7 protein-coding genes and 1 pseudogene are annotated in these 10,512 nt (G+C 73.1%); 3 read left to right on the top strand and 5 right to left on the bottom strand.

The annotated features are described in order from the left end of the window. Positions 1-1,374, top strand: a 1,374-nt coding sequence (locus tag ACSNOB_RS30245) for a glycoside hydrolase family 6 protein (RefSeq protein WP_436690647.1), incomplete at its 5' end; no start/stop codon positions are given. 111 nt (positions 1,375-1,485) lie between these two features. Here the strand turns inward: ACSNOB_RS30245 and ACSNOB_RS30240 are convergent. The 5 genes and pseudogenes from ACSNOB_RS30240 to ACSNOB_RS30220 form a co-directional block, all read right to left on the bottom strand. Then, entirely contained in the window at positions 1,486-1,869 is a 384-nt protein-coding gene (locus ACSNOB_RS30240; protein WP_393110348.1) for a hypothetical protein, read from the bottom strand. 88 nt (positions 1,870-1,957) lie between these two features. Continuing rightward, positions 1,958-2,287: a hypothetical protein gene (locus ACSNOB_RS30235; RefSeq protein WP_393110350.1), complete on the bottom strand. Its 330-nt coding sequence runs from the start codon at positions 2,285-2,287 to the stop codon at positions 1,958-1,960. A 16-nt stretch (positions 2,288-2,303) separates the two neighbouring features. Continuing rightward, entirely contained in the window at positions 2,304-3,962 is a 1,659-nt protein-coding gene (locus ACSNOB_RS30230) for a sodium:solute symporter family protein (RefSeq protein ID WP_436690645.1), read from the bottom strand. Between the two features lie 697 nt (positions 3,963-4,659). Then, positions 4,660-5,193, bottom strand: a pseudogene (locus ACSNOB_RS30225) (hypothetical protein); the annotation flags it as partial. Positions 5,194-5,203: 10 nt separating this feature from the next. Beyond that, the gene (locus ACSNOB_RS30220; RefSeq protein ID WP_436690643.1) at positions 5,204-5,797 is read right to left on the bottom strand and encodes a hypothetical protein; all 594 of its coding nucleotides are present in this window, start codon (positions 5,795-5,797) and stop codon (positions 5,204-5,206) included. A gap of 297 nt (positions 5,798-6,094) precedes the next feature. Here ACSNOB_RS30220 and ACSNOB_RS30215 point away from each other — a divergent pair, with 297 nt between their 5' ends. Together ACSNOB_RS30215 and ACSNOB_RS30210 are read left to right on the top strand one after the other, a co-directional pair. Beyond that, positions 6,095-7,597: a catalase gene (locus ACSNOB_RS30215; protein WP_436690641.1), complete on the top strand. Its 1,503-nt coding sequence runs from the start codon at positions 6,095-6,097 to the stop codon at positions 7,595-7,597. A 229-nt stretch (positions 7,598-7,826) separates the two neighbouring features. Further along, a partial coding sequence (locus ACSNOB_RS30210) for a sensor histidine kinase (protein ID WP_436690639.1) occupies positions 7,827-10,512 on the top strand: 2,686 nt, incomplete at its 3' end.

Here is a 10,512-nt window from a genome sequence, read left to right as displayed (position 1 = left end):
TGCAACGGCGGCACCACCCCCACTACCCCGCCGCCCAGCACCCCGCCGCCCAGCACCCCGCCGCCGACGACGCCCCCGCCGACGACCCCACCGCCCACCACGCCCCCGCCCGGGCAGCGGGTGGACAACCCCTATCTGAACGCCCAGGGGTACGTGAATCCGGAGTGGAAGGCGAAGGCCGAGTCCGTGCCGGGCGGCAACCGGGTGTCGAACAACCCGACCGCCGTGTGGCTGGACCGGATCGCCGCCATCAACGGCACCCCGGACAGCAGCTCCAACGGCGCGATGGGCGTCCGGGCCCACCTGGACGAGGCGCTGAGGCAGGGGGCGAAGTACATCCAGTTCGTCATCTACAACCTGCCCGGCCGGGACTGCGCCGCGCTGGCCTCGAACGGTGAGCTGCGCGCGGACGAGCTGCCCAGGTACAAGGCCGAGTACATCGACCCGATCGCCGCGATCCAGGGTGACCCGAAGTACGCCAGCCTGCGGATCATCAACATCATCGAGATCGACTCGCTGCCGAACCTGGTGACCAACACCTCCGGCCAGCCTGGCGGCACCACCATGTGCGACACGGTCAAGGCCAACGGCGCCTACGTCAACGGCGTCGGGTACGCCCTGGCGAAGCTGGGCGCGATCGGCAACGTCTACAACTACATCGACGCCGCCCACCACGGCTGGATCGGCTGGGACAGCAACTTCGGCCCGACCGCCGACATGCTGAAGAGCGCCGCGGTCGCCTCCGGCAGCACCGTGAACAACGTGCACGGCTTCATCGTCAACACGGCCAACTACTCGGCGCTGCGGGAGCCGTACGTCAAGGTCACCGACACGGTGAACGGCCAGACCGTGCGCCAGTCCAAGTGGATCGACTGGAACCAGTACGTCGACGAGCTGTCGTTCGCCCAGGCATTCCGGCAGAAGCTGGTCTCCGTCGGCTTCGACAGCAACATCGGCATGCTGATCGACACCTCCCGCAACGGCTGGGGCGGCTCGGCCCGGCCCACCGGCCCGGGCGCGACGACCAGTGTGGACACCTACGTCAACGGCGGTCGGGTGGACCGGCGGATCCACCCCGGCAACTGGTGCAACCAGGCCGGCGCCGGCCTGGGCGAGCGCCCCAAGGCCGCCCCGGAGCCGGGCATCGACGCGTACGTCTGGGTGAAGCCCCCGGGCGAGTCGGACGGCTCCAGCAAGGAGATCCCGAACAACGAGGGCAAGGGCTTCGACCGGATGTGCGACCCGACCTACACCGGCAACGCCCGCAACGGCAACAACATGAGCGGCGCCCTGCCGGACGCCCCGATCTCGGGTGCCTGGTTCCCCGCGCAGTTCACGCAGCTCATGCAGAACGCCTACCCGCCGCTCTCCTGACACCGCGCCCACCCGCCGCTGGCAGTAGGTGAGGCACTCCAGCGGCAGGTTCCCCGGGCCCCCGACCCGACCGCTCGACGGTCGGGTCGGGGCCCCCCTCGCGTACCGCGGTCAGGGGACCGTCTTCTCGATGGCCGCCCGGCCCATCTCGGCCAGGTCCCGGCGGGCCCGCTCGATGTTCTCCGGCGTCAGGTCCTGGCCCCGGGCCGCCACCAGGTCCTCCGGCTCCCAGGGCTGCTCCGCGCCGGTGCGGATGTTGTCCGGGGCCGCCCCCGTGCCGGTGCCGGTGGCCCCGGTGCCGGCGGCGTACGGGTCGCCGATCAGTTCGTCGGTCGGCGCGCCGCCCTCCGGCCGGTCACCGGGCTGCGTGAACGACGGGGTGTCCCGGTCGGCGCCGCCGCCGGTCATCAGCTGGGGGATGCCGGTGTCGTCCTCGACCGCCGCGGCCACCTCGGGGCTCTCCTCCAGCGGTCGGTCACGGTCACGATCCGTCATGTCGCTGCCCTCCTGCCGCCAGGTGGTTTCCTGATCCTCCTCGCGTACCCCGCGTGGCGGAGCCCATGCCCGGATGCCGGCCGGACGCTCAGCGCCCCTCGTCCGGGGCCTCCGACGGCCGGGCCGACGTGTCCGGCGGCTGGGCCGGGTTGCGCCACTGCCACAGCAGCATCAGCACGCCGAACACGAGCATGCCGAGGCCGGCCCAGAGGTTGATCCGGACCCCCTGCGCCTTCTCGACGGCCGAGGCGCCGTCGAAGACGCCGACCAGGGTGACGATCGCGCCGTAGACCGTGAACAGGCCACCGATCACCCGGCGGATGTCGAACAGCCGGGCGGCGGCGGACCGGCGGCGCGCCTCCTCGGTGGCCTCGACCATCTGGTCGTGCCCGCGCGGGTTGAGGTCGTCCATGGGCATGGCCGGGCACCCCTTTCTAGAAGACCGGCAGGTAGAGGAGGAGGGAGAGCGCCACCGCGAGCACGCCGAGGAGCACCGGCGAGCGCCACCAGACCCGGTCGCCGGCCAGCACGTCGCCCTTCAGGTCGACACCGCCCATGCCGTAGACCAGCCCGCGCAGGTCGTCGTCCCGCTTCGGCGCGGTGAACGGGGTGACGACGGCGGCGACGACGGCCACCGTGACGAACGCGATGCCGGCGCCCCAGAAGCTCTCCTCCAGGTCGGAGTTGAAGTGGACCACCCCGGCCTTGTAGAGCAGGTAGGTGGCCAGCGCCGCCAGGGTGCCCAGGAGCAGCGAGAGGAAGCCGGCCGCCGCGCTCATCCGCCGCCAGAACATGCCGATGATGAAGGTGGCGAACAGCGGCGCGTTGAACAGCGAGAAGAGCGCCTGGATGTAGTTCATGATGTTGCTGAACCCGGCCGCGATGAACGCGGTGCCGATGCCGATCAGCACGCCGCCGACGGTGGCCCAGCGGCCGACGCGGATGTAGTACTCGTCCGGCCGGTCCCGACATATGTACGACTGCCAGATGTCGTAGGTGAACACGGTGTTGAAGCCGCTGACGTTGGCCGCCATGCCGGCCATGAACGACGCGACCAGGCCGGTCACCGCGATCCCGAGCACGCCGTTGGGAAGCAGGTCGCGCATCAGCAGCGGGATCGCGTTGTTGTAGACCAGGTCGCCGCTCTCCGCGCCGAGCCCCTGCACCGTCACCAGGGCGACCAGGCCGGGGATCACCGTGACGACCGGGATGAGCAGCTTCGGGTACGCGGCGATGATCGGTGTCCGCCGGGCGGCGCTCATGTTCTTGGCCGACAGCGCGCGCTGCACCTCGGCGAAGTTGGTCGTCCAGTAGCCGAAGGAGAGCACGAAGCCGAGGCCGAAGACGATGCCGAGCCAGTGCGCGCCGAGCGGGTTGCCGGTGGTGCCGGTGTCCTGCCAGGTGTGCAGTCCCGCCTCGCCGAGCCTGGAGTCGCGCACCGCGTCCATCAGCCCGTCGATCCCGCCCACCTTGACCAGGCCGAGGATCGTGATCGGCAGCAGGCCCGCGATGATCACGAAGAACTGGAGCACCTCGTTGTAGATCGCCCCGGAGAGCCCGCCCACGGTGATGTACGCCAGCACGATCAGCGCGCCGACCACGATGGCCACCCAGAGCGGCCAGCCGAGCAGCGCCTGCATGATCAGCGCCAGGGCGTAGAGGTTCACCCCGGCGATGAGCACCTGGGCGACCGCGAAGCTGAGCGCGTTCAGCAGGTGGGTGGGGCGGTTGAAGCGCAGCCGCAGGTACTCGGGCACGCTGCGGACCTTGGAGCCGTAGTAGAACGGCATCATCACGATGCCGAGGAAGACCATCGCCGGCACGGCGCCGATCCAGTAGTAGTGCAGCGTCATCGCGCCGTACTGGGCGCCGTTGGCGGCCATGCCGATGATCTCCAACGCCCCCAGGTTGGCCGAGACGAAGGCGAGGCCGGTCACCCAGGCCGGCAGCGAGCGGCCGGAGAGGAAGAAGTCGACGCTGGTCCGGATCGCGCGCCGGGCGGCGAACCCGACGCCGAGCACCGTGACGAAGTAGAGCGCCAGGATGCCGTAGTCCAGGACGTTCATGTTCAGCCGCAGGCCCCCGCCGTCCATCCCGCCACCCTTTCGTCCACCGTCCGCGCCGGCTGCGTGCGCGCGTGCTCAATTACCCGGATCGCGAAGTTCGACGCCTGCGCCGGCCGAGTCGTCGCCGATCTCCCGCGTCGTCCCCTCGGGGTCGCCCCGCTGCCCCGCCCACGGACGCATCCGGGCGCCCCGGCCGGTGCTGCCGCGCCGCCCCCTTCGCGCTCCGCTGCGGACGCGACCGGGGGCCCCGGCCGGTGCAGCCGGGGCGCCCGCGGGGACCGGGTCAGCGTCCGAGGACCCGATCCAGGAAGTCGCGGTAGTGGCGGACCGCCATCCGCAGCTGCTCCGTGTCGGCCGAGCCGGCGTCCTGCCAGCCGCCCAGCTTGTTCTTCTGCGCGGACAGCGCCGAGGCGAGCGCCTGGATGGCCTCGTCGACCAGCGACTGCGCCTCCCCGGCCGCCGCGCGCGGGTCGTCCACGAACCGCAGCTGGACGTCCCGCCAGCGGTCCCGGAAGCCCTGCGCCGTCGCCCGGTCGAAGAGCGAGGCCGGCTCGGCGGCCACGGTCGACCCGGCCGGCCGGGACGTCCCGGCGGCCTTCAGCGAGCCGGCGGCGCCCGTGCGCCCGCCCGACCCGTGCTCGGCGTCCGGGTCGACCATCGCGGGAGTGGCGCTGCCGTAGCCGGTCGCGCCGGCGGCCTCAGGGTCGCCGGTCCACCCGGTCAGGTCGGCCCGGCGCTCCGGCCGGCCGTCGGTGGCGTCCGGCGGCAGCACGGTCGTGCCGCGCCCCGGCTCCCCGCGCTCGTCGGGGTGGTCCTCGCCGCCCCCGCGGGTGCGGTGGAACTCCGCGGTCGGGTCGGCCCGCCGCCCCTCGCGCTCACCGTCCACGGCGCCGTCGCCCGGCCGGGCGGTCGACTCCGCGCGCGGGTCGGGCTCCTTCTCCGGGTCGGGATTGGCCAGGGCGGACGCGGCCACCGCACCGCCCACGGTGGTGGCGCCGAAGGCCGTCGGCACCGGGCCGGGCTCGTGGAACTCCGGCCGGCCGTCGTCCCGGCCGCCGGTGCGCCCGTCGTCGGCGGCGGCGCGGCCCGGGGTGCGCCCGCCGGCGACCGCCGGGTCGTCGAAGGTGCCCCGGTCGTCGAGGGCGTCCTCGGGCACCTCGGACCGGCCGGCCTGGTCGCCCGGCGGCGGCACCGGCACCGGCGCGGAGCGGACGGCCTCGGGGTGCTCGTTCTCCACCCGCTGCTCTTCCTGTCGCATCGCGGTCTCCTCAGCGGCTCGTGACGTCGTGCTGGCTGGCCGGACTGCGCTGCTCGGGTGGCCGGTGTCCCACCGGTTCCTCGCCGAGCAGGTCGGCGAAGAGGGCGCGGTAGTGGACCACGGCCTGGCGGAGCTCCTCGGTGCTGGCCTCGCCACGCGAGTTGCGCAGGTGGATCTCGTGGGCGTCGCGGTAGTGGCCCAGCGTGCGGGCGTGTTCCACGGAGAGGTGGGCGATCTGGTCGGAGAATTCGCCGGTCGGGTAGCCGCGTTCGGCGATGAGCCGGGTGACCAGTTCGTCGGCGTCGCCCACCGTCTCGGCGGGGGAGTCCACGAAGCGGACCTGCAGCTCCTCCCAGGCGGCGGCGTAGCGGGCGCGGGACTCGGGGGCCAGGGGGGTCAGCGTGAGCTCGGCGTGGCGGCGCTCCCGTTCCCGCAGCTCGCGTTCGGCGGCGGTACGGCTGTCCCGTTCGGCGACGGCGCGGTCGTACTCGGGACCGAACCGCGACCGCAGCGCCCGGCGGCGCGCGTACGACCGGGCGGCCACGGCCAGCGCCGCGATCACCAGCACGACGAGAACTATGACGATTACCTGCGTGGGCGACATGGCTCCTCCTTCGCCGGTGGTATTCCCTCCGCTCGGTGATCGCCAATCCCGTTCCGGGGCACTTTCCTGACGAACCGACCGGGTGGGCATTCCCGGTACCGACATGACAAGTCACACAGAGCCACTACCCCGCGAAAACTTGATTCGTTCCAGAAAGCGCGCTTGGGTGGGGTGATGCCGGTCGCCGCCGCCCTCGCGGTGGAGCGCACCGAGGTCACCCACCGGGGCCGGTGCCCCAGGTGGCGGCGACCGAACACCAGTGACGCCGGAGCCGCCACCCCGATCAGGAGGAGCGCCATGAGCGATCCGCAGGCCAACAAGCCGATCCTCACGACCCGTCAGGGTCACCCCGTGCACAACAACCAGCAGCAGCGGACGGTCGGCTCGCGTGGCCCGGCGACGCTGGAGAACTACCACTTCCTGGAGAAGATCAGCCACTTCGACCGGGAGCGGATCCCGGAGCGCGTGGTGCACGCCCGCGGCTTCGTGGCGCACGGTGAGTTCGAGGCGTACGGGACCATCGGGACCGGTGATCAGGCCGTGCCGGCGTCCACCTTCACCAGGGCGAAGCTGTTCCAGACCAAGGGCAGGAAGACCCCGGTCACCATCCGCTTCTCCACCGTCATCGGCGGCCGGGACTCCTCGGAGGCGGCCCGCGACCCACGTGGCTTCGCGGTCAAGTTCCGCACCGAGGACGGCAACTGGGACATGGTGGGCAACAACCTCCAGGTCTTCTTCATCCGCGACGCGATCAAGTTCCCCGACGTGATCCACGCGCTGAAGCCGGACCCGGTGACCTTCCGCCAGGAGCCGAACCGGATCTTCGACTTCATGTCGAACACGCCCGAGTCGATGCACATGCTGACCTGGCTCTTCTCCCCGTACGGCATCCCGAGGAACTACCGGACGATGCGCGGCTCCGGGGTGAACACCTACCGCTTCGTCAACGCCGAGGGCGAGGGCGTGCTGGTCAAGTTCCACTGGATGTCGCAGCAGGGTGAGCACAACCTGACCCAGGCCGAGGCCGACGCCATCCAGGCCACCGACCTGGGTCACGCGTCCAAGGACCTGTACGAGGCCATCGAGCGCGGCGACCACCCGAAGTGGGAGCTCAACGTCCAGATCATGAGCGACGACGAGCACCCGGAGCTGGACTTCGACCCGCTCGACGACACCAAGATCTGGCCGGAGGAGGACTTCCCCTACCTGCCGGTCGGCATGATGACGCTCAACCGCAACATCACCGACCACCACAACGAGAACGAGCAGATCGCCTTCGGCACCGGCGTGCTGGTCGACGGCATCGACTTCTCCGACGACAAGATGCTGGTCGGAAGGACGTTCTCCTACTCGGACACCCAGCGCTACCGGGTCGGCCCCAACTACCTCCAGCTGCCGGTCAACCGGCCCCGCGAGGACGTGCGGGTCAGCACCAACCAGACCGGCGGCCAGATGGCGTACGGGGTGGACAACCGGGGCGCCAACCCGCACGTCAACTTCGAGCCGTCCTCGGTCGCCGGGCTCCGGGAGGCCGACGAGTCCTACCGGGAGTACCGTCCGTTCGTCTCGGGCCAGATCATGAAGGCCCCGATCGAGCGGCAGGACAACTACTCCCAGGCGGGCCGCCGCTACCGGGAGATGGCCGACTGGGAGCGGGACGACCTGATCCTCAACCTGGTCACCAACCTGGCCCAGTGCGACAAGCCCATCCAGGAGAAGATGGTCTGGCACTTCAGCCAGTGCGACGAGGACTACGGCCGTCGGGTCGCCGAGGGGCTCGGCATCGCCGCCGGCGCCTGATCCGCACCGCCCACCGAACGCCCCGCCGATCCCGGCGGGGCGTTCGTCGGCTGTGGACGTCCGTCCGGTAGGCCCGGCGCGACGGACGGTAGTGCATCGGGCGGGATTTACGTATCCTGCCCAAGGCGTCAGCCGGACGGACCGGCACCGTGGGCCGGGACCGTCCGACCCCGACGCTGCCCGGCCGGCGCCGGCGCCTCCGCAGCCACACCTTCCGGGCGAGGTCTGATTGAACACCCGCGACTGGCCGATCCGCTCCAAGCTGACCGCGCTGGTCGTCGTTCCCGTGACCGCGCTGCTGGCGCTCTGGATCTTCGCCACCACACTGACCTTCGGCCCGGCCCTCGACCTGCTGGCCGCCCGGACCCTCCTCTACGACCTCGGCCACCCCGGCGAGACGGTCGTGGCCGAGCTGCAACGAGAGCGTCGGCTCTCGGTGGTGCAGTTGGCCGGCGGGAGCGTCGCGCCCGGGCTCGCCGAGCAGCGCCAGCGGACCGACCGCGCGGTCGCCGAGCTGCGCCGCCGGGTCGGCGGGGAGGAACTGCGCGACGCCGCCGACGACCTTCTCGACGCCCGGGTCGACCAACTGGTCACCGCGCTGGAGGCGCTGCCCGCCGGGCGGGGTTTCATCGACCGACGCGAGGTCGACCGGGCCGGCGCGGTCGGGCTCTACAGCGGCATGATCACCTCGGCCTTCCAGGCGTTCTCCGCCATGGCGAACCTGCCCGACCGGGACCTGAACCGCGAGGCGCTCGCCGTCACCGCGCTGGGGCGTTCCCGGGAGCTGCTCGGCCAGACCGACGCCCTGCTGGCCGGGGCGTTCACCGCCGGACGGTTCGGCGAGGGCGAGCACACGCAGCTGGTGCAGACCATCGCCAACCAGCGGTTCCTCGCCGAGGCGGCGGTCGCGGACCTGCCCGACGCGGAGCGCGTCGCGTACCAGCGGTTGATCGAGGGGGAGGCCTTCGGCCGGCTGCGGACGATGCAGGACGCCCTGGTCGGGGCCCGGTCGTCGACCCGGCCGGTGGTGGAGCCGGGGCGGTGGCAGGCCGACTACGAGGCTGTGCAGCAGGCGCTGCGGGAGTTCGAGCTGGCCCAGGCCGACGGCCTCGCCGACCGGTCGGTGCCGACGGCCGTCCGCATCCTGGTCCGGCTCGCCGCCGCCGGGCTGCTCGGGCTGGCCGCCGTCGTGGTCTCGGTCCTGGTGGCGCTGCGGGTCGGCCGTTCCCTCGCGCATCGGCTCACCGCCGTACGCACGGCCGCCCTGGACATGGCCGAGCACCGGCTGCCCGACGTGGTGGCCCGACTGCGCCGTGGCGAGCAGGTCGACGTCGCCCGGGAGGCGCCCCCGCTGGAGTACGGCGGCGACGAGATCGGCCAGGTGGCGCGGGCGTTCACCGAGGTGCAGCGGACGGCGGTCCGGTCGGCCGTCGACGAGGTCACCCTGCGCCGCGGGCTCAACGAGGTCTTCCTCAACATCGCCCGGCGCAGCCAGGGGCTGGTGCACCGGCAGCTCGCCCTGCTGGACCGGATGGAGCGGCACACCGAGGATCCGGACGAGCTGGCCGAGCTGTTCCGCGTCGACCACCTCGCCACCCGGCTGCGGCGGCACGCGGAGGACCTGGTCATCCTGGCCGGCGCGGCGCCGGGGCGGGGCTGGCGCAACCCGGTCGCGATGGTCGACCTGATCCGGGGCGCCATCTCCGAGGTGGAGTCGTACGACCGCGTCGACATCGCCGCCGTGCAGCCCGGCGGCACGCTGGGCCGGGCCGTCGGCGACGTGATCCACCTGCTCGCCGAGCTGATCGAGAACGCCACCGCGTTCTCCCCGCCGCAGACCCGGGTGGAGGTCTCCGGTCAGCACGTGGCGAACGGGTACGCGGTGGAGGTGACCGACCGCGGCCTCGGCATGTCCGCCGCCGCGCTGGAGGACGCGAACCGGCGGTTGGCCCGGTCGCCCGACTTCGAGCCCACCGAGACGGCCCGGCTCGGCCACTTCGTGGTGGCCCGGTTGGCCGCGCGGCACGGCGTCCGGGTGCGGCTGCGCCCGTCGGACGGCGGTGGACTGACCGCCGTGGTGCTCATCCCCGCCGACCTGGTCACCGACGAGCCGTCCCTGCTGCCGGCGGAGACCGGGCCGGCCGAGCGCCCGTCCGGGACGGCGCCGGAGGAGCGGCGGTTGGCCCGGGCCGGCCGGCTGAGCACGCTGCCCCGGCCCCGTTCGGCCCGAGCCGCCGCCTCCGGCGCCCACACCGGGCCGGACCAGGCCGCCGGTCCCGTCTCCACCGGGGCGGTCGGGACCGCTCGTGCCGCCGGACAGGACCAGGTTCCTTCCGGCTCCCCCGCCGGGGAGGTGGACGGGCTGCCCCGTCGGGTGCGGCGTCGCGGCCCGGCCGGCCGGCCCCGGCACCCGGGCCCCGACGCCCCCGGTGCCCGGTCGGCCGCCGGGGGAGCGGCGGCGCGGCGGCCCGCCGTGGACGGCCCGACGCTGGGACAGCCCGTGATCGAGAGCCCGACCCCGCGCACCCCCGAGGAGGCGCGACGGGCCATGTCCGCCCTGCAGGCGGGTACCGCCCGCGGCCGTGCCGCGGCCGGCGCCGCCGCCGGTGTCGTGCCCGGCGCATCCGCCGGTCGTGCGGCCGTAGCCGGTGGCGCGGTGGCCGACGGTGCGGCGGCCGGTGGTCCCGTGACCGTTAGCCCCGTGGCCGGTGGTCCCGTGGCCGTTGGCCCCGCGGCCGGTGGTGCCGCGACCGTTGGCCCCGCGACGGGTGGTGCCGCGACCGTGGGCCCCGCGGCCGGTGGCGCCGCGACCGTTAGCCCCGTCGGTGACACCGCACCGGGGCGGGCCGCGGACCCGACACCGGCGGCGCCCCCGACCCCAGCCGCGACGCCGATCCCGACCCCGGGCCCCGACC

It is taken from the genome of Micromonospora sp. URMC 106, assembly GCF_051386395.1.
Classification (GTDB): domain Bacteria; phylum Actinomycetota; class Actinomycetes; order Mycobacteriales; family Micromonosporaceae; genus Micromonospora.
The sequence above is the reverse complement of the archived record's forward strand: the minus strand, read 5'-3'. Positions and strand labels throughout refer to the sequence as shown.